The organism is Cupriavidus sp. PET2-C1, from assembly GCF_054515855.1.
Genome location: NZ_CM137259.1, coordinates 1487057 through 1510284, shown reverse-complemented (window position 1 = coordinate 1510284; position 23228 = coordinate 1487057). Strand labels below are relative to the sequence as shown.

At 67.6% G+C, this 23228-nt stretch carries 23 protein-coding genes and 1 pseudogene; 16 read left to right on the top strand and 8 right to left on the bottom strand.

The window, feature by feature from the left end; translation table 11 throughout:
* Window positions 1–12: 12 nt before the first annotated feature.
* Window positions 13–330: an Mpo1-like protein gene (locus ACX12D_RS06940; RefSeq protein ID WP_441630513.1), complete on the top strand. Its 318-nt coding sequence runs from the start codon at window positions 13–15 to the stop codon at window positions 328–330.
* Window positions 331–343: 13 nt separating this feature from the next.
* Here the strand turns inward: ACX12D_RS06940 and ACX12D_RS06935 are convergent, their stop codons facing one another.
* Window positions 344–1708 carry a YihY family inner membrane protein gene (locus ACX12D_RS06935; protein ID WP_459373414.1) on the bottom strand — a complete coding sequence of 455 codons (1365 nt, stop codon included), beginning with the start codon at window positions 1706–1708 and terminating at the stop codon, window positions 344–346.
* 157 nt (window positions 1709–1865) lie between these two features.
* Here ACX12D_RS06935 and wrbA point away from each other — a divergent pair, with 157 nt between their 5' ends.
* The 3 genes from wrbA to ACX12D_RS06920 all read left to right on the top strand — a co-directional run bounded on the left by wrbA (window position 1866) and on the right by ACX12D_RS06920 (window position 4422).
* Complete coding sequence (wrbA, locus tag ACX12D_RS06930) at window positions 1866–2471, top strand: NAD(P)H:quinone oxidoreductase (protein WP_459373413.1); 606 nt, start codon at window positions 1866–1868, stop codon at window positions 2469–2471.
* Window positions 2468–2917, top strand: coding sequence for a DUF2069 domain-containing protein (locus ACX12D_RS06925; protein ID WP_459373412.1), 450 nt, complete (start codon window positions 2468–2470; stop codon window positions 2915–2917). The genes wrbA and ACX12D_RS06925 overlap by 4 nt, the downstream gene beginning before the upstream one ends.
* Window positions 2918–3000: 83 nt before the next feature.
* Window positions 3001–4422: an FAD-binding oxidoreductase gene (locus tag ACX12D_RS06920; protein WP_459373410.1), complete on the top strand. Its 1422-nt coding sequence runs from the start codon at window positions 3001–3003 to the stop codon at window positions 4420–4422.
* 21 nt (window positions 4423–4443) lie between these two features.
* On the opposite strand, the gene ACX12D_RS06915 is transcribed toward ACX12D_RS06920, so the two are convergent.
* From ACX12D_RS06915 to ACX12D_RS06895, 5 genes are all read right to left on the bottom strand, one after another.
* Window positions 4444–5259, bottom strand: a complete 816-nt coding sequence (locus tag ACX12D_RS06915) for a DUF2145 domain-containing protein (protein WP_459373409.1) — start codon at window positions 5257–5259, stop codon at window positions 4444–4446.
* Between the two features lie 11 nt (window positions 5260–5270).
* Complete coding sequence (locus ACX12D_RS06910) at window positions 5271–5774, bottom strand: hypothetical protein (protein WP_459373408.1); 504 nt, start codon at window positions 5772–5774, stop codon at window positions 5271–5273.
* 162 nt (window positions 5775–5936) lie between these two features.
* Window positions 5937–6479 (bottom strand): gamma carbonic anhydrase family protein, encoded by a 543-nt coding sequence (locus ACX12D_RS06905; RefSeq protein ID WP_459373407.1) that lies wholly within the window; start codon window positions 6477–6479, stop codon window positions 5937–5939.
* Between the two features lie 166 nt (window positions 6480–6645).
* A complete protein-coding gene (locus ACX12D_RS06900; RefSeq protein ID WP_459373406.1) occupies window positions 6646–7305 on the bottom strand; it encodes a DsbA family protein in 660 nt (219 codons plus the stop codon).
* 76 nt (window positions 7306–7381) lie between these two features.
* Window positions 7382–8032 carry a DsbA family oxidoreductase gene (locus ACX12D_RS06895; protein ID WP_459373404.1) on the bottom strand — a complete coding sequence of 217 codons (651 nt, stop codon included), beginning with the start codon at window positions 8030–8032 and terminating at the stop codon, window positions 7382–7384.
* Window positions 8033–8189: 157 nt separating this feature from the next.
* On the opposite strand from ACX12D_RS06895, the gene ACX12D_RS06890 reads away from it, so the two are divergent.
* From ACX12D_RS06890 to ACX12D_RS06835, 12 genes are all read left to right on the top strand, one after another.
* On the top strand, window positions 8190–9347 hold the full coding sequence (locus ACX12D_RS06890; RefSeq protein WP_459373403.1) for an FAD binding domain-containing protein: 1158 nt from the start codon (window positions 8190–8192) through the stop codon (window positions 9345–9347).
* Window positions 9348–9500: 153 nt separating this feature from the next.
* Window positions 9501–9989, top strand: a complete 489-nt coding sequence (locus ACX12D_RS06885; protein WP_459373402.1) for a VOC family protein — start codon at window positions 9501–9503, stop codon at window positions 9987–9989.
* Window positions 9990–9991: 2 nt separating this feature from the next.
* Window positions 9992–11215, top strand: a complete 1224-nt coding sequence (locus tag ACX12D_RS06880) for an FAD binding domain-containing protein (RefSeq protein ID WP_459373400.1) — start codon at window positions 9992–9994, stop codon at window positions 11213–11215.
* A 49-nt stretch (window positions 11216–11264) separates the two neighbouring features.
* Window positions 11265–11627 (top strand): DUF485 domain-containing protein, encoded by a 363-nt coding sequence (locus tag ACX12D_RS06875; protein ID WP_441630489.1) that lies wholly within the window; start codon window positions 11265–11267, stop codon window positions 11625–11627.
* Window positions 11624–13273, top strand: coding sequence for a cation/acetate symporter ActP (gene actP / locus ACX12D_RS06870; RefSeq protein WP_459373399.1), 1650 nt, complete (start codon window positions 11624–11626; stop codon window positions 13271–13273). Before ACX12D_RS06875 ends, actP begins: the two co-directional genes overlap by 4 nt.
* Before the next feature lie 122 nt (window positions 13274–13395).
* A complete protein-coding gene (locus tag ACX12D_RS06865; RefSeq protein WP_459373398.1) occupies window positions 13396–14079 on the top strand; it encodes a TetR/AcrR family transcriptional regulator in 684 nt (227 codons plus the stop codon).
* Between the two features lie 45 nt (window positions 14080–14124).
* On the top strand, window positions 14125–15048 hold the full coding sequence (locus ACX12D_RS06860) for a LysR family transcriptional regulator (RefSeq protein WP_459373396.1): 924 nt from the start codon (window positions 14125–14127) through the stop codon (window positions 15046–15048).
* 174 nt (window positions 15049–15222) lie between these two features.
* Window positions 15223–16335 (top strand): alkene reductase, encoded by a 1113-nt coding sequence (locus tag ACX12D_RS06855; RefSeq protein ID WP_459373395.1) that lies wholly within the window; start codon window positions 15223–15225, stop codon window positions 16333–16335.
* A gap of 329 nt (window positions 16336–16664) precedes the next feature.
* A complete protein-coding gene (locus ACX12D_RS06850) occupies window positions 16665–17939 on the top strand; it encodes a c-type cytochrome (RefSeq protein WP_459373394.1) in 1275 nt (424 codons plus the stop codon).
* Entirely contained in the window at window positions 17936–18445 is a 510-nt protein-coding gene (locus ACX12D_RS06845; protein WP_459373393.1) for a (2Fe-2S)-binding protein, read from the top strand. The genes ACX12D_RS06850 and ACX12D_RS06845 overlap by 4 nt, the downstream gene beginning before the upstream one ends.
* Window positions 18442–20706 carry a xanthine dehydrogenase family protein molybdopterin-binding subunit gene (locus ACX12D_RS06840; protein ID WP_459373392.1) on the top strand — a complete coding sequence of 755 codons (2265 nt, stop codon included), beginning with the start codon at window positions 18442–18444 and terminating at the stop codon, window positions 20704–20706. The genes ACX12D_RS06845 and ACX12D_RS06840 overlap by 4 nt, the downstream gene beginning before the upstream one ends.
* A gap of 67 nt (window positions 20707–20773) precedes the next feature.
* A complete protein-coding gene (locus tag ACX12D_RS06835; RefSeq protein WP_459373955.1) occupies window positions 20774–21937 on the top strand; it encodes an FAD binding domain-containing protein in 1164 nt (387 codons plus the stop codon).
* A 107-nt stretch (window positions 21938–22044) separates the two neighbouring features.
* Here ACX12D_RS06835 and ACX12D_RS06830 read toward each other — a convergent pair.
* Both ACX12D_RS06830 and catA read right to left on the bottom strand, forming a co-directional pair.
* Window positions 22045–22191 (bottom strand): annotated as a pseudogene (locus tag ACX12D_RS06830) (helix-turn-helix domain-containing protein); the annotation flags it as partial.
* Between the two features lie 18 nt (window positions 22192–22209).
* Window positions 22210–23142, bottom strand: a complete 933-nt coding sequence (catA, locus tag ACX12D_RS06825; RefSeq protein ID WP_459373390.1) for a catechol 1,2-dioxygenase — start codon at window positions 23140–23142, stop codon at window positions 22210–22212.
* Window positions 23143–23228: the final 86 nt, after the last annotated feature.

Below are 23228 nucleotides of genomic sequence, written 5' to 3'. Positions count from 1 at the left end.
CCAGGCCCCGCCATGCCCCAGGCCCACCCCCGTGAGTTCGAGAATTTCGCCGCCTTCTACCCCTTCTACCTGAACGAGCACCGCAACCGCACCTGCCGCCGCCTGCATTTCGCCGGCTCCACCGTGGCGTTGCTGTGCCTGCTTGCACTCCTGCTCAGCGGCAACTGGTGGTGGCTGGCAGCGGCCGCAGTGTCCGGCTATGCCTTCGCCTGGGTCGGCCATTTCGTCTTCGAGAAAAACCGGCCCGCCACCTTTCGGCATCCGCTCTACAGCCTGATGGGCGACTGGGTGATGTACGGCGATATCTGGCGCGGCAGGATTCCCTTCTAGGCCTGCGCAGCTATCAGACCTGGCCGTGCCAGCCGGGCGGCACCACCTCCAGGGTGCGCCGCGCGGGATCGGCGGGGTGTTCCTGGGCGGCCGTCCCGCTCTGCGCTTGCGCCTGTAGATCCTGCTGCCGGCGCCGGAATACGGCCTCCAGCGGCTGGTCCAGGCGCGGATTGTCCAGCACTTGCTTGAGCGCATCGGCGCCCCGGAGTTGCTGCGCCAGCGCCGTGCGCGGCAGGCGCGGCAGGTTCAGCACCAGCCGGTCGTGCAGCGTGCGCAGCGTCACCTGGCCCGGATCGCACAACAGCGCCCAGTGCGCCTGGCCGCGATCCTGCGCCAGCCTGCCGACCAGATGCATGCCCTTGAGCTTGCCGAGCAGGCCAGCCAGGTAGTCCGCCTCCACCCGCAGCTTGCGCCCCAGGTCGAGCTCGCCGACGCTGCGCGGCACTTCGTCCCGCGCCCGATAGAGCAGGTAGAGCACGCCCAGCGCATCGAAGAACTCGCTGCCGGCAAAGGTGCGGCGGCGCCAGTAGCCTTGCCGGATCACCGGCAGGTTGGCGGCGATGGTGGCGCCCAGCAGCGTCACCAGCCAGCTCAGGTAGATCCACAGCAGGAAGATCGGCAGCGCGGCAAAGGTGCCGTAGACCGCGGTGTAGGTCGGGATATGGGTGACGAAGTAGCCGAAGCCGCGCTTGGCCAGCTCGAAGGCCAGCGCTGCCACCAGCCCGGCGGCAATCGCGTCGCGCCACTCCACGTTGGCGTTGGGCACGGCCGTGTAGAGGAAGGCAAAGGCGACCGCCGACAGCAGCACCGGCGTCAGGCCGACCACCAGCCCCAGCCCGAACGGCATGGTGCCGACATAACCGGCCGAGACCGAGATCAGGTAGGAGCTGATCGACAGGCTGGCGCCGATCAGCACGGGGCCCAGCGTCAGCACGGCCCAGAACACCAGCACGCGCTGCGCCAGCGGGCGGCGTTGCTTGACGCGCCAGATCGCGTTGAGCGCGTCCTCCACCGTCAGCATGGTGAGCACCGAAGTCACCATCAGGCCACCCAGGCCCACCGCCGTGAGGCCCTTGGCATTCTTGGCGAACTGGCCAAGGTAGCTGGTGATGGAATTACTGACGTTGCCAGGAATCAGGTTCTGGAACAGGAAGGATTCGGTCGCGCTGCGAAACTCGCGGAATACCGGGAAGGCCGCCAGCAAGGCGAAGGCCACGGTCAGCACCGGCACTACCGCCAGCACCGTGGTGAAAGTCAGGCTGGCCGCAACCTGCGGCAAGCGGCCTTCGCCGGCGCGACGCAGCGCGTAGCGCGTGAGCGCGCGTAGTTTTTGCAGATTCCATTCCCTGCGCAGGCGAACGATGCGGGCGGCAAACATGCGGGGGAAACTCCTTACCGGATTCCGTGGCGAGGCCGCAACTATAATACGCGCATTGCCCTCGCGCGCAGCGCAAGGCACAAACCCGGCCTGCCTCCCGGGACCGCTCCATCCTGGCGCCTCCTCGGTTACACCGTTTGGCGCCGTAGCTCCGTCCATGACCGAACTCCTAGTCCTCTACTACAGCCGCCACGGCAGCACCCGCAAGCTGGCCGAACACATCGCCACCGGCATCGACAGCGTGCCCGGCGCCCAAGCGCGCCTGCGCACCGTGCCGCCGGTCTCGACGGTGAGCGAAGCCACTGCTCCGGATATCCCCCCGCAAGGCCCGCCGTATGCCGAACTGCGCGACCTCGAGGAGTGCGCGGGCCTGGCCCTGGGCAGCCCCACGCGCTTCGGCAACATGGCCGCGCCGATGAAGTACTTCCTCGATGGCACGGTGGCCCAGTGGCTGTCCGGCGCCCTCACCGGCAAGCCCGCCTGCGTGTTCACCGCCACCGGCAGCCTGCACGGGGGCCAGGAAACCACCTTGCTGTCCATGATGCTGCCCCTGCTGCATCACGGCATGCTGGTCATGGGCCTGCCCTATTCGGAAAGCGCGCTGATGACCACCACCGGCGGCGGCACGCCCTACGGCCCAAGCCACCACGCGCGCGTGGACAACAGCGCGCCGGTGTCCGAAGACGAAGCCACGCTCGCGCGCGCCATGGGCAAACGGCTGGCCGAGACCGCGCTGCGCCTGGCCGGCGGGAGCCGCGCATGAGCGCCGCCCCGAACGTCCCGGACGCGTCGCGCACCACGGCCCCGTCCACCGCCAACGCCAGCGACGGCGCGCTGCACAATGCCACCCTGTGGCGCCTGAGCGCCGGCAGCCTGATTGCGCTGATCGTGCTGTGCATCGCCTGGGAATGGTTCCTGGCGCCGCTGCGTCCGGGTGGCTCCTGGCTGGTCCTCAAGTTCCTGCCTCTGCTGCTGCCGCTGCGCGGCGTGCTGACCCGCAACCGCTACACGATGCAGTGGTCGTCGATGCTGATCCTGCTGTTCTTCACCGAAGGCATCGTGCGCGCCACCAGCGACCGCGCGCCATCTTCCTTGCTGGCGTGGACCGAGGTGGCCCTGACGCTGCTGTTCTTCTTCGGCACCATCCTCTACCTGCGCCCTTACAAGCGCCGTGCCAAGGCCCTGCAGCCGGCCAAGCCCGGCAAATAACCACGCCGGCGAGCTCGTCAGCCCGCACCGATCCATCTCAGCGCGGCCGCCCTCACGGCGACCGCCCTCCCGGACCCACCGCCATGAACGCCTCGCACCTCGAATCCTTCCTTGCCCTGTGCCGCGCCGCGCTCGGCGAGCAGCACGTGCTGACCGACGCCGCCGACAAGGCCCCCTACCTGACCGACTGGCGCAAGCGCTACACGGGCGAGGCAGTGGCGGTGCTGCGGCCGGGCACGGCGGAGGAAGTCGCCGCCGCCGTGCACGCCTGCCACGCGCACAAGCTGGCCGTGGTGCCGCAAGGCGGCAATACGGGGCTATGTGGCGGCGCCACGCCGCAGGCGGACCAGGCTTCGGTGGTGATCTCGCTGCAACGCCTGAACCGCGTGAGGCAGGTGGACCCGCTCAACAACACCATCACCGTGGAAGCCGGCGTGATCCTGCAGCAGTTGCAGGACACCGCGCGCGAGCACGGGCGGCTGTTCCCGCTCAGCCTGGCCGCGGAGGGCAGCTGCACCATCGGCGGCAACCTTTCCACCAACGCGGGCGGCACGGCCGTGCTGCGCTATGGCAATACGCGCGAGCTTTGCCTGGGGCTGGAGGTGGTAACGCCTGCCGGCGAGATCTGGGACGGCCTGCGCGGCCTGCGCAAGGACAACACGGGCTATGACCTGCGCGACCTGTTCATCGGGGCGGAAGGCACGCTTGGCATCATCACCGCCGCCGTGATGAAGCTCTACCCGCTGCCACGCGCCCGCGTCACCGCGCTGGCAGCCGTGGCCAACCCGCGCGCTGCGCTGGCCCTGCTGGCCATCGCCCAGCAGCGCGCGGGCGCCATGCTGACCGGCTTCGAGCTGATGTCCGAGCGATGCCTGTCGCTGGTCACCACGCACTATCCGCAACTGCGCTATCCGTTCGACCGCCCGCACCCCCAGGTCGTGCTGCTGGAACTGTCCGACAATGAAAGCGAAGACCACGCGCGCGCCATCTTCGAAGCGCTGATGGAAACTGCCTTCGAAGCCGGCGTGGTGCAAGACGCGGTGGTCGCCGAATCCGTGCAGCAGTCACGCGACTTCTGGAACCTGCGCGAACATATCCCGCTCGCCCAGGTCGACGAAGGCAAGAACATCAAGCACGACATCGCCGTGCCGATCTCGCGCATCGCCGATTTCATCGACACCACCGACGCCCTGATCCAGCAAGCCTTTCCCGGCGCGCGCATGGTCACCTTCGGCCATCTCGGCGATGGCAACCTGCACTACAACGTGTCGCCGCCCGTGGGCGAAAGCCACGATGCCTTCCTCGGCAACTCGGAGGCCATCAACCTGATCGTGCATGACAGCGTGCACGCCCACCGCGGCTCGATCTCCGCCGAGCATGGGCTGGGCCAGCTCAAGCGCGAGGAGAACCGCCGCTACAAGAGCGGCGTGGAGCTGGCGATGATGCGAGCAATCAAGCAGGCGCTCGATCCCCAGGGGTTGATGAATCCGGGCAAGGTGATCTGACAGGAAACGCCCGCCGGCGGCTTAGCGCGCCGCCGGAATTTCCACGACCTGCCAGCCCTCGTTGCGGTCCGCCAGGAATCGCATCACGGAATCGACGGTGACGGTCCTGATGCGGTCGGAGAAGCGCAGTTCAGTGGGATGATCGTCAAAGGCCACGTTGGCCTTGAACACGCGGCCACCGAGGCGCTTGAACGTACCGATCTTCATCTCGGACGGCTGGTAGCCGGCCAGCTTGAGCCAGGCCTGTGCCTGCTCGCGATTGACGATCTTGGCGTCCCTGGCTTCCACGGCCGCCAGCGTTTCCAGCACCCAGGTGTTGGAGTTCTGGTACTGCGTGGAGAATGGGTACGATACCAGGCTGTAGTTGATATCGTGAACCGAGCGCAGGGCTGCGCCATCCTGCAGGCGCGGCAGCAGGCGATCGGCGATCTGCTTGGGAGGGACGATCAGGACGGCATCGTACGAAAACATGTCGTCCAGGAAGAAATTGCCAACGCCCTCGTACCACAGATCCGACTGCGCGGTGCCACAGCTATTGAGCAAATGGGCAATGCGCCAGCGCGCGTCCGACGGGTTGCGGTAGATGATGCCGACGTGACTGTATTTCAGGCCGTAGCTGGACAGATCCTGCCCCACTCGCCCCAGCAGCGCCACGTTGTCCTGGCGCCGTTCCATCTCCGCCGTCACCTTTTGCGCCGTGGCCATGGCCTGGCGCAGCGTCTGCGTGCTGAGCGGCGTGTCTTCGCAACTCTGCCCTGCCGAAGCCAGCAGCGGAACCAGCAGCAAGGCGAGCAAGGCGCCGGTGCGGCCCGTGCGGCCCATCCAGTTCGAGATCATGGTGTGCCCCTTCACGGCTTCGCGGCCGAAGGAACACGCTCGCGATAAAGCAACGCCTCACCGATCGAATTGGGAATGAAGGCGAGCACCTTGCCTGACACCACCAGCACGGTGCCGGTCGAATCGGCCACGGCGTTCACGGTGGCGCCCACCGAGACGCCCAGCTTCTCGAACCCGCTCTTGGCGACCTTGACCGAAGCCTTGCCCGCGGTGCTGACCGAGTCGAGGATCACCTCGACGGTATCCTTCCCGCCCTGCGCAATGCCGGAAACGACAAAGGCACTGCCCATGCCTGCCAGCACGGAACCCTGCACCGGGCCTGCGCCACCGGTGCTGCCGGCCACGCTGACGACAGGCGCGGCCAGGATCGACAGCGTGCCGACGGAAACCTGCTCCGACCCGCCCATATTCGCCATGGACTGCGCACTGGCCGGCGCTACACAGAGCGACGCGCCAACGATGGCCAGCAATGCGGAAATCGTTCGCACCGAAACCTTGCCTTGATAGAAGTTCATTGTTCTTTTTCTCGAAAATGTGATCTTCTATTGTAAAGGCAAAGCCCTCACAGGCATCAATGCCTGCGCGGCGCTGGACGACAGACTGGGGTTCGCGGCGATCCTGGGCAAGAGCGGCCGGGATATCCCCGCGAACCAGGCAGGCAGCCCCTCAACTGCCCTTCAGCCGCCCTTCAGCTCCGCCACGTGCTGGTCTTTCAGCTTGACGTAGTTGGCCGCCGTATAGCGGAAGAAACCAAGCTCCTTCTCCGTCAGCGCCCTAGCCTCTTTCGCCGGGCTGCCGACATAGAGATGCCCGCTCTTGAGCACCTTGCCCGGAGGCACCAGGCTGCCGGCGCCGAGGATCACGTCATCCTCGATCACCGCGCCGTCCATCACGATGGTGCCCATGCCGATCAGGATGCGGCTGCCTACCGTGCAGCCATGCAGCAGCGCCTTGTGGCCGATCGTCACGTCGTCACCGATGGTGAGCGCAAAGCCATCGGGATTGAAGGGGCCGGCATGGGTGATATGCAGCACGCTGCCGTCCTGCACGCTGGTGCGCGCGCCGATGCGGATGCGGTGCATGTCGCCACGGATAGTCACCAGCGGCCAGATGGAACTGTCCGCGCCGATCTCTACGTCGCCGATCACGACGGCACTGGGGTCGACGAACGCGCGGTCGCCGAGTTGGGGGGCCTTGCCCTGGAAGCTGCGAATGGTCACGATAAAAGCCTGGATACGGAAAGTCGCCAATCAAGCGCGCGCTGCGGCGCCCGGATGGCGCCGGGTCAGCGTGGAGCGCGCCGGTTCGAGCATTCTAATCCGCTGGCTGCCTGCACCGCAGCGCCGTGCGATTCGCGTGGGCAAGGTATCGACCCAACCGCCCGAATTACGCCGGAGCACGCGCTGATTGCGCCAAAGCCTCCTCCATTGCCTTCTTGAACAACTCCGGCTTCCCGAAATACCGTCCCAGGCGCAGCCTCGAAATCTTGCCGTCCTGCTCGATGGCCAGCGCCGGGTAACCACGGCCGCCGATCTCATCGAGTAGCGCCTGGGTCTGCTCGAAATGGTCCGGCAGCATCGCGCTCACCTGGTCGTAGGCGTTTGCGAACGGCGCGGCATCGAGTCCCAGTTCGTCGGCAATCTGGATCAGTTCCTTGCGCTCGGCGATCGGGCGTCCCTCGCGGTAATACGCGGTCTGAAGACGCTCTAGCATCTTCAGCCCAGCGCCGGCGACGGATTCAGCGGCCAGCATCGCCGCGGTGGGCGGGCCGGAATCCAGCCTGACATCGTAGTCGTACTGCGTGCCCTGCTGGTACGTCTCGCTGAAAGGCTGCCCGCTGAGCGCGGTGATGCGTTCCTCGTGAGGGCGAACGAAATCGCGCCATTCGGCGGACATGTTCTGCGCCCGTTCTCCCGCCAGCATGCCGCCGCTGTGCGGCACTACCCTCAGGCCGGCTTCGTCGGCCGCCGACACAAGCGGCGCAAGACCATAGCACCATCCGCAAAACGGGTCATAGACGTAATGAAGCGTCGCTTGCTTGTTCATTTCCGTGTTCTCCAGATTCTCTGCGGCAGCCGCGCGGTGCACGCTGCCGCTGCGCTCACTATCCGCGCGTTCACTCTCAAATGGCCTCGCCCACTTCCGCCTGCAACGCCTTTTCCATGATGGAAGGGGGCTGCGCCCCAGCGATGACGGTGTTGCCGATCCGGATCGTGGGCACCGAGCGAACGCCCTCGCGCTGTGCCTTCGCCTGCGCCGCCACGACCTTCGCCTCGCCGTCGGTGCCAGACAAGTGGCTCCGCACGGCTTGCGCATCGAAGCCAGCCGATACGGCCAGCGGCACGAGTACATCGATCAGGCCGATGTGCTCGCCGCGGGAGAAGTACGCGGCGAAGATGGCATCGAACAACGCCTCCGCCATGGCTGCGTCGCCGGTCTGTTGGGCGAATGCCATCAGCCGGTGCGCAAGCCGGGTATTGGGCGTGACCGTGATCAGGTCATAGTTGAAATCCAGTCCGGCGCGCCGGCCCGTCATCGCCACCTCCGCATCCATGGCCTGCGAGCGGGCCCAGCTGCCGAACTTCGCGGTGCGGTAGGCCTTGCGGTCGGCGCCTTCCAGCGGCATGTCCGGGTTGAGTTCGTAGGGCACATAGGAAATCGCGGGGGCGACCTCGGTCGACATGCGCTCGATGGCGGCCTTCAGGTTGCGATGGCCGATCCAGCACCACGGGCAAATGAAGTCATAAGTGATCTGGGTGTTGACGGGATGCATGGCAGCTCCTTGCAAAAGTGATGGAGCCAGCGTAGATGGCGGGCGGTACCGGCGCAATGGCATGCCAGCGCAACGCTGCTTTGCCCCCGCCATGCATTCTCTGCGGGCCCGGACGCTTCTACGATGCAATGCATCCACTTGCACTCTGGAGCCACACATGAACACCAACGACGCATCCTCCGTCGGCCCGCGCAAGGCCCTGGTCATAGGCGGCTCGCTGGGCGGCCTGTTCACGGCCACCGCGCTGCGTGCCGTAGGCTGGCAGGTCGACGTGTTCGAGCGCTCGGCATCGGACCTCGACAGCCGTGGCGGCGGCATTGTGTTGCAGCCGGAGGTACTGCGGGCGTTCTCGTTCGCCGGCATCGCCGCGCACGGAGCGCTAGGTGTGCGCTCGCACGACCGGCTGTTCCTGGATCAAGGCGGCCAAGTGCTCCACCGCCGGCGCATGCCGCAGACACAGACCTCGTGGAACACGCTATATGCCGCCCTGCTCGATCATTTCCCCGCGGCGCACTATCATCGCGGCGCGACGCTTACCGGTATCGCGCAGCACGAGCACGGCGTTTGCGCCACCTTTGCCGATGGACGCCAGGCATGCGGTGACTTGCTGGTTGGTGCCGACGGCGCCGGCTCAACGGTGCGCAAGATCGTGCTGCCCGGCGTCGCCCCCAGCTATGCCGGCTATGTCGTCTGGCGTGGCCTGGTCGACGAAGGCCGCCTGCCCGAAGCGGCCCGGCCGCTGCTGCACGAGAACTTCGTGTTCCAGCAAGACCGCGACTCGATGATGCTGCAGTACATGGTGCCCGGCGCCGACGGCGCCACGGCGCCCGGACGGCGCCGCTTCAACTGGCTGTGGTATCTGAAGGCCGAGCCCGGCGCGGCGCTCGACGCCGTGCTCACCGATCGCCACGGAAGACGCCGCAGCCATTCGATCCCACCGGGCTTGCTGTCGGCCGAGCAGGAGAAAGGGTTTCGCCAGACCGCTGCCGCGCGCGCCAACCCCGCGTTCCGCGCGCTGATCGATCACACCGATCAGATCTTCGTCCAGGCCATCCAGGACCTGCAGGTGCCTCGGATGCTGTTCGGCCGCGTGCTGCTGACCGGCGATGCCGCCTTCGTTCCCCGCCCCCACACCGCGGGCAGCACCGCCAAGGCCGCGGCCAATGCCGTGGCGCTGGCCAAGGCGCTCGACGGCACGGCCGACCCGGACCAGGCGCTGCAACGCTGGCAGCAGGGCGAACTCGCGCAAGGCGAGCAGATGACCCAGTGGGGCATCAACATGGGTAACCGCATCATGGGGATCGCACTGCACTAAGGCACAGCGCCGTGCCGCGAAGAAGTGGCGCAGCCGGCATGCACTGCGCCGATCAGGGTAAGTACTCCCCTTTTCCGCTCTTGGCCGTTCCGTTCAGCCGCACTACAATTTATCACACGATCACTAATCGATCGATCAATAGCAGAGGCAACCATGACCATCCGCAAGCTCGCGCACTTCTCGATCCGCACCACGGACCTCGAGCAATCCTGCGCCTTCTACGAACGCATTCTCGGCTTCAGGCAAGGCTATCGCCCGCCCTTCGATTTCCCCGGCGTCTGGCTGTACATGGGCGGGGACGAGGGTGACTTCGGCACGGTCCACATCATCGGTGCCGACCCCGGCAACCCCGGCGGGCTGTCCGCCTACCTCGGCGACCGCGCACCCTCGGCGGCGGGCACCGGCGCCCTCGACCACATCGCGTTCCTGGCCACCGGCGTGGCGCAGATGTGGGCAAAGCTGGAAGCCGAGGGCATCCCGTGGCGCGACCGCACCGTCCCCAGCCTGGGCCTGCACCAGGTGTTCATCGAGGATCCTTCCGGCGTCACCATCGAACTGAACTACCCCGCCGCCGAGGTGGCGGGCCTTGAAATCCCGGGCAACGGCGCGCGCGCGCCCCACCCCGAAGTGGCAGGAGACTGACTATGACAACCCTATCGACACGGCCGAAGGCCATCATCGTGGGCGGCTCGCTGGGCGGGCTGTTCGCCGCCAACCTGCTCGCCCGCGGCGGGTGGGAAGTGGAGGTATGCGAGCGCGTTCCCGACGCCCTTGCCGGGCGCGGCGCGGGCATCGTCACGCATCCGGAATTGTTCGAGGCCCTGGCCGCCGCCGGGGTCGAGGTGGACGACGCCATCGGCGTGCAGGTGAAGTCCCGGCTGACGCTGGCCCAGGACGGCAGCGTGCTGTCGCAGCGTGAGATGCCGCAAACGCTGACGGCATGGGGCAAGATGTATCACGTGCTGCGGTCCGCCTTCACCGGGGGCACCTACCGCACGGGCGCCAATGTGGTGTCGGTGCGCAGCGAGCCCGGCCGCGCCGTGGTGATGCTGGACGATGGCTCGATCCATCACGCCGATCTCGTCGTCGCCGCGGACGGTTTCCGCTCCGCGCTGCGCGAGTGCCTGTTGCCCGAGGCCAGGCTCCAGTACGCCGGCTACATCGCCTGGCGCGGCCTGGTGGACGAAACGAGCCTGAGCGAAGCCACGCGCGACATGCTGTTCGAGAAGTTCGCCTTCTGCCTGCCGCCGCGCGAGCAGATCCTCGGCTACCCGGTGGCTGGCCAGGGCAACAGCACCCGGGTTGGCGAGCGCCGCTACAACTTCGTGTGGTATCGCGCCACCAGCGAAGACGTGGACCTGCCCGACCTGCTGACCGACGCCAGCGGCAAGCGCTGGTCCGGCGGCATCCCGCCGGGGCTGATCCGCCCGGACGTGCTTGCTAGCATGGAAGAGGCCGCGCTGGCCAACCTGGCGCCCCAGTTCGGCGAGGTCGTGACCAAGGCCGCGCAGCCGCTGTTCCAGCCCATCTTCGACCTTGAGGTGCCGCACATGGCCTTCGGCCGCGTGGCGCTGCTCGGCGACGCCGCCTTCGTGGCGCGCCCGCACTGCGGCATGGGTGTGACCAAGGCCGCGGGCGACGCCATCTCGCTGGTCAAGGCGCTGCAAGCGCATGACAGCGTCAGTGCCGCACTGGAAAGCTACAGCGCCGAGCGCGTGCAGGTGGGCGCGGCCATCGTCCAGCACGCGCGCCACCTCGGCGCCTACATGCAGGCGCAGCTCAAGAACGAGACCGACCGCCAGATGGCCGAGCGCTATCGCACGCCGGAAGCCGTGATGCGCGAGACGGCGGTGTCGACGCGCTTCTGAGCACGCCGCCGCCCTCCCGCCAGACCAAACGCCCCCAATGGAGACAGCCTTGGAACACACCGCCCCCACCTTTGCCGCAGCCGCCCGCGAAAGCGCCGCGCCCGCTGCGCCCCCACCGAATCCCCTGCTCGCCGATCCGGCATTCCAGTCCCTGGTGCGCGCGCGGCGCAGGTTCGCGTGGGCACTGACCGCCATCATGCTGGCGGTGTACTTCGGCTATATCCTCACGCTCGCCTTCCGGCCTGCGCTGCTGGGCCGCCAACTGACCCTGGGCCAGCCCATGAGCGTGGGCATTCCCGTCGGCTTCGGCATGTTCGCGCTGACCTTCCTGCTGGTTGCGGTGTACGTGCATCGCACCAACACCGTGTACGACCAGCGCATCGGCGAGCTCAAGCAAGGGGCAGCAAAATGAAACGAACCGCCAGCTTCTCCATTTCCGCCACTGCCGCAACCCTGCTGCTTGCCGCCTCGCCCGCGTTCGCGGCACAAAGCTCGGTGGGCCAGGGCATGAACGTCATCGCCATCGCCATGTTCCTGATGTTCGTTGCCGCCACGCTCGTGGTCACGCGCTGGGCGGCCAGGAGCAACCACAGCGTGGCCGATCACTATGCCGCCGGCGGCAAGATCACCGCCCTGCAGAACGGCTGGGCGATTGCCGGCGACTACATGTCGGCGGCCTCCTTGCTGGGCATCTCCGCGCTGGTCTTCACCAGCGGCTACGACGGCCTGATCTACTCCATCGGCTTTCTCGCCAGCTGGCCGATCATCTTGTTCCTGATCGCCGAGCCGCTGCGCAACCTGGGCCGCTTCACGCTGGCGGACGTGGTCTCATACCGCCTGCAGCAGCGCCCCATCCGCGCGTTCTCCGCGTCCAGTTCCATCGTCATCGTACTGCTGTACCTGGTGTCGCAGATGGTGGGGGCCGGCAAGCTGGTGGAGCTGTTGTTTGGCTTCAGCTACACGGCGGCGGTCGTGCTGGTCGGCGTGCTGATGGTGGTCTATGTGTTCTTCGGCGGCATGCTGGCCACCACCTGGATCCAGATCATCAAGGCGGTGCTGCTGCTTGCGGGCGCCGCTTTCATGGCGTTCATGGTCATGAGCCGCTTCGGCTTCAGCCTGAATGCGCTGTTCGCACAGGCCATCGAGGCCCACGGCAAGCACGCGGCCATCATGCGCCCGGGCGGCCTGGTCTCCGATCCCGTCTCGGCGGTATCGCTCGGCCTGGCGCTGATCTTCGGCACCGCCGGCCTGCCGCATATCCTGATGCGCTTCTTCACCGTCGGCGACGTCAAGGCAGCACGCAAGAGCATCCTGTATGCCACCGGCATCGTCGGCATCGGCTACGCGCTGATCATCGTCATCGGCTTCGGCACCATCGCGCTGGTGGCCAGCGATCCGGCCTACCACACGCCTGCCGGCGCAGTGATCGGCGGCGTCAATATGGTGGCCGTGCACCTGGCCCATGCCGTTGGCGGCAACCTCTTCCTCGGCTTCATCTGCGCGGTGGCGTTCTCGACCATCCTGGCCGTGGTGGCGGGGCTGACGCTGGCAGGTTCCTCGGCCATCTCGCACGACCTCTATGCCAAGGTCCTGCGCCAGGGCAACGCCACCGACAAGGAGGAGATGCGCGTCTCCCGGATGACCACGCTCGTGCTGGGCGTACTGTCCATCCTGCTGGGCATCCTGTTCGAGAAGCAAACCATTGCCTTTATCGTCAGCCTGACCTTTTCGATCGCCGCCAGCTCGAATTTCCCGGTGCTGCTGCTGTCGATCTATTGGCGCGGACTGACCACGCGGGGCGCTGTGGTGGGCGGCTCTCTTGGCTTGCTGAGCGCAGTGGTGCTGACGGTGCTGAGCCCGACCGTGTGGGTGCAGGTGCTCGGCCATGCGAGCGCCATCTACCCCTACGAGTATCCGGCGCTGTTCTCCATGCTGGTGGCCTTTGCCGGCATTTACATGTTCTCGGTCACCGACCGGTCCGCGCGCGGCGCGCGTGAACGCGGCGCCTTCAACAATCAGCTGGTCGATTGCGAGCTCGGCCTGGTCAAGCCGCAGTAGGCCCCGTGTCCTGTGCTGCCGGCCCCACTGCCGGCAGCCCGGCCAGCGCCTCACAATTTATCACCCGATTGGTACAATGCCGCAAACGCTCCGCACGGGACGTGCCTGTCACAGGTGAACGAATGAAACGAGACGCAACGCCGCCGGAGACCCCTGCCCCGGCCAAGACCGCAAAACGGCTGCTCCCGGAAGAGCGGGAGCAGCAGATCGTGCAGAAGGCCATTGAGCACTTCACGCGCAACGGATTCTCCGGCAGCACGCGCGATCTCGCCAAGCAGATTGGCGTCACCCAGCCCTTGCTGTACCGCTACTTCTCCAGCAAGGAGGCGCTGATCGACCGGGTCTACAGCGAAGTGTTCCAATGGCGGCCCGACTGGGAACGCCAGATCGCCGATCGCGCCACGCCGCTGACCGAACGGCTGTATGCGTTCTACCTCGACTATGCCTCCGTGATCCTGCGCGAGGAATGGATCCGGGTCTTCATCTTTGCCGGCCTCACGCGGGAAGGCATCAACAACAAGTACCTCAACAAGCTGCGCAGCAAGGTCTTCCTGCCCGTGCTGGCCGAGGTGCGCGACGCGTACGGCATCCCGGAGCCGCGCAATGCGGCCGAGCTGGAGGCCGAGGTCGAGATGATCTGGGGCCTGCACGCGGCCATCTTCTATCTCGGCGTGCGCAAATGGGTCTATGGCCTCAAGGTGCCCGCGGACATCGGCGCCGTGATCCGCCGCAAGGTGGACATGTTTCTCCACGGCGCGCCCGCCGTCATGCGTTCCCTGCGCGCGCCCGACAAGCCCGGCAACTGAGCCCCCGCAGGGATAGAAGGTACCCTTACCGCTGGAGTCTTACCTATGGACAAGCTGCTGGCATTGAAGCTGTTCGTCGAGACGGTCGACGCCAAGGGGTTCTCCTCCGCCGCGCGCCGGGTCAACCTGGCCACGTCATCGGTGACCCGCATGATGGATGGCCTGGAGGAGGAGCTGGGGACCGTGCTGCTGAACCGGTCGACGCGGCAGGTGACGGTGTCCGAAGCCGGCGCAGCCTATTACCAGCGGGCGCGCAAGATCCTCGACGCGGTGGCGGAAGCCGACGCGCTGATCGCCGACCGTGGCGATACACCGGTGGGCCAGCTTCGCGTGTCGCTGCCGGTGGCGTTCGGGCGCCGCTGCATCGCGCCGTTCCTCGGCGGCCTGATCGCGCAGTATCCGAAACTGGAACTGGAAGTCACGCTGACCGACGAGATCGTCGACCTGCTCGGCGAACGCATGGATCTCTCCATCCGCCTGGGCAGCGCTGCGTCGCTTGATGAAGTGGTGGCGCGTCAGATCGGCACGTTCCGGCGCAGGGTGGTGGCAAGTCCGGGCTATCTGCAGCAGCGCGGCATCCCCGCCGCGCCGGCGGATCTGGCCGGACACACGTGCCTGCGCTTCACGTACGGCGCTGGCCAGCAGATGTGGACCTTGCTGCGCGGCACCGAAGAAATCCAGGTGCCCGTTCCAGGCACCTTCAAGAGCAACAACGCCGAAGTGCTGCGCGAACTGGCGCTGGCCGACGGCGGCATCGCCCTGCTGCCCGACTGGCTGGTCGACGACGACATCCAGAGCGGGCGGCTGACCGCCCTCCTGGAAGACTGGACCGTCAACCCCAACCGCGCCAGTTCGGCCATCACCGCGCTCTACCTGCCCAACCAGCGCGGCTCGCGGCGCATCGCCGCCTTCCTCGACTTTCTCTCGCGGATTCCCGGGCCGACCGGCCGGCACGAAGCGGGCGGCTGACGCCCCGCCCCCTCCCCCTTGCCGCCAGCGCAACGCAACGTTGCGCGGTGGCCCGATTCTCCTGCGACGGGTTAGCACCTAACCTTCAGGTCATCTCTTTTCGAGACGGCCAGCGCGGCGCGAAGGCAAGCCTGCTGCCACCGACCGACCCATCGCACCTGACGGAGAACCACCGTGACCCACCATCTCTTCACCCCCGTTCGCCTCGGCAACCATACCCTGGCGCATCGCGTTGCCATGGCGCCGCTGACACGCTCGCGCGCCGGCCAGCCAGGCAACGTGCCCACCGACATGAATGTCGAGTACTACCGGCAGCGTGCCGGCGCGGCGCTGATCGTCACCGAAGCCACGCAGATCTCGCAGCAGGGACAGGGCTACGCCTGGACACCGGGCATCCATAGCGCGGCGCAGATCCAGGGATGGCAGGCGGTCAGCGACGCCGTGCATGGGCAAGGCGGCATCATCTTCATGCAACTGTGGCACGTCGGCCGCGTTTCGCACCCGGTGTTCCAGCCCGGCGGCGCGCTGCCAGTGGCGCCCAGCGCCCTGCCCGTGCCCGGCAAGACCTTCATCATCGATGAGCATGGCAACGGCGCCTGGAGCGACGTGCCCGTGCCGCAGGCGCTGACCCTCGACGGCATCCACGATATCGTGTCCGACTACCGGCACGCCGCCCGCAACGCCATGGCTGCCGGCATGGACGGCGTGGAGATCCACGCTGGCAACGGCTACCTGCTCGACCAGTTCATCAACTCCAACAGCAACCAGCGCGACGACGCCTACGGCGGCAGCATCGAGAACCGGGCACGGCTGCTGCTGGAGGTGGTGGACGCGATCGCGGCGGAAGTCGGGCCCGCGCGCGTTGCCGTGCGGCTGACGCCCATGGGGCGCTTCATGGGCATGGGAGATGCATCGCCTGAAGAAACCTTCGGCTACATCGTGCGCCAGCTCGACACCCGGGGCCTGGCCTACCTGCACCTGGTCGAGCCGGCCATGGTCGGCACCGTCAAGGAGGAGCACGCCGATCCCCGCTGGGACGCGATCATCCAGCAACTGCGCGCGGCCTACCGCGGCGTGCTGATGCTGGCGGGCGGCTACGGCCGCGACTCCGCCGAGCACGCGCTGGCCAGTGGCCGCGCCGACATCATCGCCTTCGGCCGCCCGTTCATCGCCAATCCCGACCTGCCCGCCCGGCTGCGCGGCGGCCTGCCCTTGAACGCGCCCGATGCCGCGTCCTTCTTCGGCGGCGGTGCCGGAGGCTACACCGATTATCCGGCCGCGGCGTGAATGCGGATGGCCGACAGGCGATCGGCGTACCCGGCAAGCCGCGCGGCCAATATCAGCCCGGGCGCCTGGCTTGCGGCCCCGGCCGCACGCGTCGCCGGAGAGCGCGGCCGCCTGCGCCATCGCGCCGGCACACCACCCTCTCATACTTTGGTTTGAGCGTCACAGCCCCCTGGTCTGATTGTTGCCGGTCAACACGGCTCCTACCATGCGAGTTGCCCCGTGCCTTCCCACCGCTGCCAAAAGTCCCGATGCATGGAATGCGCGCCGCGGGCCTTTATCGATACAAGGATTCCCGCAATGAACCGGCATCTACTCCCGGCAGGCCAGGCATGAAACGGCGGCCTATCATCCTCGCGGCAGCAGGGGCGGCGGCAGTTGCCCTGGTGGCTGCCGCCGGCATCATGTGGGAGCCCGCCATCGCGCCGATCCCCGCGCCCGCTTCCTTCGACCGGGCGCTGACGCTGGAGGGCGCCCGCGTGGTCGCGCTCGGCGACTGCGCGGTGTGCCATACGGCCAAGGGCGGCCAGCCCTTCGCCGGCGGCCTGCCGCTGGTCACGCCGTTCGGCACCATCTACTCGACCAACATCACGCCCGATGCGCAAACCGGCATCGGCACCTGGTCGCTGGACGCCTTCACGCGCGCCATGCGGCGCGGCATCGCGCGCGACGGCCACCAGCTCTATCCGGCGTTTCCGTACATTCACTTCACCAGGATGTCGGACCGCGAGATCGAGGCGGCCTACGCCTACCTGATGCGGCGCGAGCCCGTGACTGCCAGGCCGCCCGCCAACGCACTGATCTTCCCGCTCAACTTCCGGCCCCTGGTCGCCTTCTGGAACGTGCTGTTCCTGCGGCCCGGCGAAGCGCAGCGCGACCCCGCGCAGGACGAAGCCTGGAACCGCGGCCGCCTGCTGGTGGACGGGCTTGGCCACTGCGCCGCCTGCCACTCGCCGCTCAATGCGATCGGCGGGGAAAAACCGGGCCGCGCCTTCGACGGCGGCGTAGTGGACAACTGGGAAGCACCGCCGCTGAACCGCCTGGCGAGCGGGCCCGTGCCCTGGACCAAGGCGCAGCTAAGCGCATACCTGCGCACCGGCATCTCCGCGGCGCATGGCGCGGCTGCCGGGCCGATGCTGCCCGTCACGCTCGAACTGGCCACCGTGCCAGAGGCGGACGTCGATGCCATTGCGGGCTATCTGATGTCGCTGCACAAGCCGGCACCCGCGCCCGCCGTGGTGCCGGTCTCGGCGGCCGTGGCCGACCAGTCCGCCATCGCGCGCGGCGCGACGCTCTTCACCGGGGCGTGCGCCGCCTGCCATGGCCCCGGTTCGCCAATGCAGAGCGTGGGTGCCCGCCCCAGCCTCGCCACCAGTTCCGCGGTCAACGCGAGCACGCCGCGCAACGCCATCCAGATGATGCTGCAAGGCGTGGCGTGGAACGGCGAGGACGCGATGCACTATATGCCTGCGTTCGCACAGGCCTTCGACGACCAGCAGCTTGCCGACCTGGCGGCCTACCTGCGCGCCACCTACACCCGGCAGCCGCCGTGGACCGGCGTGCAGGACACCGTAGCTAACCTCAGGAAAGGGGACGAATCGAGATGATCAAGCTCACCGTCAACGGCGCCAGCCACGCGCTGGACATCGATCCGTCCACGCCGCTGCTCTACGCCCTGCGCGGCGAGCTGCACCTGCACGGCGCCAAGTTCGGATGCGGCCTGGGCCAGTGCGGTGCCTGCACCGTCATCGTCGGCGACCGCCCGGTGTTTTCGTGCCTGATGCCGGTGGCATCGGTCGGTACCCGGCCGGTGCGCACCATCGAGAGCCTGGGCACCGCCGACAGGCCAGGTCCCTTGCAGAAAGCGTTCATCGACCACCAGGCGGCGCAGTGCGGTTATTGCATCGCCGGCATGATCATGCGCGCGCAGGCTCTGCTGGAGGTCAACGCGCACCCCACCGAGGCCGAGCTGCGCGCGCACATGGAACCCAACCTGTGCCGGTGCGGCACCCATATGCGCATCCTGGCGGCCATCCGCGCCGTGGCCGGCATGCCCGGCACCGTGCGCCCGGGCGGGGTCAAGGCCGAGGGCAACAAGGAGGGGACGCGATGAGCGGCCATGACGACCCCATCGACCTGGGCCGCCGCGCCATCCTGGTCTCGGGCTCGCTGGTGGTGGGCTTCACGCTGCTGCCGGGCCGCAAGGCCATGGCGCAGATGGTGCTGGCCGACGAGGGTGCCGCCGTGCGGGTCGCGCGGCAATACGGCGCATTGGCCGGCAGCCTGAAGACCAACCCCTATCTCGATGCCTGGATCAGGATCGCCCCTGACAACCAGGTCACGGTGTACACCGGCAAGGTCGAGCTGGGCACCGGTGTGCGCACCGCGCTGCTGCAGGTGGCTGCGGAGGAACTGCAGATGGCGCCCGCGCTGATCACTTTCCTGAGCGCCGATACCGGCCGTTCGCCGGACGAAGGGCTGACCGCCGGCAGCCACACCATGGCCGACAGCGGCAGCGCCCTGCTCAACGCGGCGGCTCAGGTGCGCGGGCTGTTGACCGACGCCGCCGCGCGGCAGCTGCGTGTCGATGCGGCGTCGCTGTCGGTCGGCAATGCGCGCATCACCGCCCCCGACGGGCGCTCGCTGTCGTTCGGCGAACTGCTGCCCACGGTGAACCTGCACCGCACGGCAACACCCGCCTCGCCGCTGCGCGACCCCAAGTCGTTCTCCGTGATCGGCACGCCGATGCCTCGGCTGGACATTCCCGGCAAGGTCACCGGCAAGCCGAGCTATGTCCAAGACCTGGCCATGCCGGGCATGGTGCATGCGCGCGTGGTGCTGCCGCCGGCCTATGACGCCGCGCTGCTGTCGGTCGACGAGACCACGGTCAAGTCCATGCCCGGCGTGATCGCCGTCGTGCGCGACGGCAACCTGCTCGCCGTGGTGGCCGCGGGGGAATGGCAGGCGGTACTGGCTCAGCGCACGCTCAGCGCCGCCTGCCGCTGGAGCAAGGGGCGCGCGCTGCCCCGCCCCGCCGACGTGATCGCACAGCTCAAGCCGCTGTCCACGCAGCACATCGAGATCGCCAACACGCGGGGCGCTGTGCCGGCGGGCGCCAGGACGCTGGCCGCCAGCTATTCCAAGCACTACCTGATGCACGGATCGATCGGCCCCTCGTGCGCCGTCGCGCAGTTGCAGGACGGCGTGCTGACCGTATGGACCCACTCCCAGGGTGTCTACCCGCTGCGCGACGGCCTGGCCGAGATGCTGTCGATGCCCAAGGACAAGCTGCGCTGCATCCACGTGGAAGGCTCGGGCTGCTACGGGCACAACGGCGCCGACGACGCCGCCGCGCATGCCGCCTATCTGGCCCGCGCTCTGCCGGGAAAGCCGGTGCGCGTGCAATGGATGCGTGACCAGGAGAACCTGTGGGACCACTTCACGCCGGCCATGGTCACCGAGGTCAAAGCCTCGCTCGATGCCAGCGGCCATATCGTCGACTGGAACTACGCGCTGTGGAGCAGCTCGCATAACGAGCGCGTGGTCAACGCAGGCCGACTGCTGCCCGCCACCCAGCTGGCCAAGCCCTTCGTCCCCGCGCCCTCGGTCCCGATGGTGCAGCCCGAGGGCGGCGGCGACCGTAACGCGATTCCGCTCTACAAGCTCCCGGCCTCGCACATCGTCAACCACTTCTCGCCGACCATGCCGCTGCGCACCTCGGCGATGCGCTCGCTGGGCGCGCACATGAACGTCTTCTCGATCGAGAGCTTCATGGACGAACTGGCCGCCGCGGCCAACACCGACCCCGTGGCGTTCCGGCTGCGGCATCTGGAAGACCCGCGCGCGCGCGACGTGATCCAGCTTGCCGCCGCCAGGTTCGGCTGGCCCCGGCGCGGCCGCAAGCCCGGCCACGGCGTCGGCTTCGCGTTCGCCAGGTACAAGAACCTGATGGGCTATATGGCGATCGCGCTGGAGATCTCGGTGGTGCGCGACACGGGACTGGTGCGTCTGGAGCATGCGGAGGTGGCCGTCGACTGCGGGCAGATCGTCAATCCGGATGGCGTGCGCAACCAGATCGAGGGCGGCGTCCTGCAGGCCGCGAGCTGGACGCTGTACGAGCAGCTGCGCTTCGATACCAGCGGCATCGGCAGCTTCGATTGGAGCGCCTATCCGATCATGCGCTTCTCCGCCGTGCCCACCACCGTCAACGTGCACCTGATCGACCGCCCAGGCACGCCCTTCCTCGGCGTGGCCGAAGCCGCAATGGGGCCCACCGCGGGCGCCATCGGCAATGCCCTGTTCGACGCCACCGGCAAGCGCCTGCGCGACATGCCGCTGGGCGGCGAGCGGCTGCGCAGGGAAATCGCGCCATAGCGCGCAGCGTGCCATGACCCGGGCGCTGACCGGCGCCCGGTCCCAGAACCTCAATGCCATGACCATCATGCCCATCGTGCCCACCATGCCCACGTCCAGACCTCGCCGCGCCATCGTGATCGGCGGCTCGCTCGGCGGGCTCTTTACCGCCATCTGCCTGCGCGCCATCGGCTGGGAGGTCGATGTCTTCGAGCGCTCGCCGCAGCAGCTCGACAGCCGCGGCGGCGGGCTAGTGCTGCAGCCCAGCGTGCTCGACGCGCTGGCCTTCGCCGGGGTCGCGTACCCGCCAGAGTTCGGCGTGCCGTCGAAGGACCGCATCTTCCTGGACCGCGCGGGTGTGGTTCGCCGCATCGACATGCCGCAGACGCAAATCGCCTGGAACGGACTCTATGCCCTGATGAAAGGCGCGCTGGATCCGCGCAGGATCCATGCCGGCGAGGAACTGGTCACGCTGGCCCGCGAGGCCGATCATGTGACCGCCCGCTTTGCCTCCGGCCGCACCGAGCGCGCGGATCTGCTGGTCGGCGCCGACGGACCGCTGTCCACGGTGCGGCAGCAACTGCTGCCCGGCGATGCGCCCGCCTATGCCGGCTATGTCGCCTGGCGCGGCGTGCTGCCCGAGGCAGCGCTGGGCGAGCAGGCCAGATCGCTGCTGGTCGATGCCTTCGCCTTCCAGGACGGGCCGGGACACCAGATGCTGACCTACCTGATTCCCGGCGAGGACGGATCGGCCCGGCGCAACGAACGGCGCCTGAACTGGGTCTGGTACCGCGCGCTGCCCGCGGGAGCACCGCTGGCGGCCGTGCTGCTGGACCGCCATGGCCGCCAGCACACGCATTCGCTGCCCCCGGGCGCGGTCAAGGATGCCGATGCCCAGGCGCTGCGGCTTGCCGCGGCGGACAGCCTCGCACCCGTGTTCGCGGCACTGGTCACATCGACCCCTGATCCCTTCCTGCAGCTGATCCAGGATTACGCGGCGCCGCGCATGCGCTTTGGCCGCGCCGTGCTGCTAGGCGATGCCGCCTTCGTGGCACGTCCGCATACCGGCGCGGGCGCGGGCAAGGCGGCAGCCAATGCCGTAGCCCTGGCGCGCGCGCTGCAGGCCGGCGGGGAGCATATCGACGACGCGCTCGCGCTGTGGGATCGAAGCCAGTGGGCCGAGGACAAGCGCCTGGCCCAGTGGGGCATTTCACTCGGCCGGCGCATCATGGGCGTGATGCAGCCTGACTGACCGGGGCCTCAGGCCCGCGATGGCCGAGACATGTTTCCATGTTGAAATGAAACGGGATGACTGGCGTTTGACCTTTCGGCGCCCATGCAGGGTAGAAAACTGCTACCTTCGAGCAACGACGGCCGTCCACGGGCCATGGTGCGCAGCGCATCGATGCCGCCTTCGTCCAGTCGCGCCTTCCATGTGTACACCGTCTGCCGTGCCACGCCCACCGCTGCCGCACCTTCCGCGAGCGGCTTGTTCGCTAACAACATCCGTCCAGCGCGAACCCGTTACGCCGTCGCCTTGGCGCGCAGGCGATTGACGATCTGGTCGTCCTTACCATTGACGAGCGGCGTGACCACGATGTTGAACTCGATCGACTTGTATGCATCGGCCTTGAGGCCGAGCGCCGCACCACCGGTCTTGTCGACGACGTGCGGAATCAGTTCCTCGCGGGTGGCGTAGGCGAAGTCGTTCCAGATCAGCGGATCGCCTTCGACGTTGAACTGCGTCGTGAGCTTGCGATGGCCATCGCTCGTGATAAAGAAATGCACGTGTGCCGGGCGGTTGCCGTGGCGGCCAAGACCGTTCAGCAGTTGCTGCGTTGCGCCTTGCGGCGGGCAGCCGTAGCCCACGGGCATCAGCGTGCGGAATTCGTACTTGCCATCTGCGCCGGAGCGCACTGCGCCACGCAGGTTGAATTCGGTCTGCGCGCCGGTCGGGTCGAAATGCGAATAGAAGCCCTTTGAGTTGGCGTGCCAGCATTCCACGATCGCGCCTGCGAGGGGCTTGCCGTCAGAACCCGTGACGGTGCCGTGAATGACCAGCGGACCGGCTTCGGCGTCGGCATTGATATCGATCTTGCTCACACCGTCGCGCACGGTTGCGCCGGCAACGTACAGCGGGCCTTCAATGGTGCGCGGCGTGCCGCCGTCGAGACCGGCCGCGTTGTCCGCAGCGTCCATGCGCACGTCGAGGTATTTTTCGAGCCCGAGACCCGCCGCGAGCAGTGCTGCTTCGCCGTCCTGGCCTAGCTTGTTGAGGTAGTTGATGCCAGCCCAGACTTCGTCGGGCGAGATGTCGAGGTCATCGATGGCCTTGAATAGATCGCCCAGCAGGCGATGGACGATCTGCTGCAGACGCGCGCTGCCCTTGCCTTCAAGGTTGGCGGCTGCCTTCAGCAGATCCTGAACTTCCTTGGTTTGAAAAACTTGAACGCTCATGATGACTACCTCCTTTGGTTTTTGGGGGATGGGTGCTGCGCGCGGTGCGCGCTAGAACTCTGGCGTCTTCGGCAAGGCAAACGGAA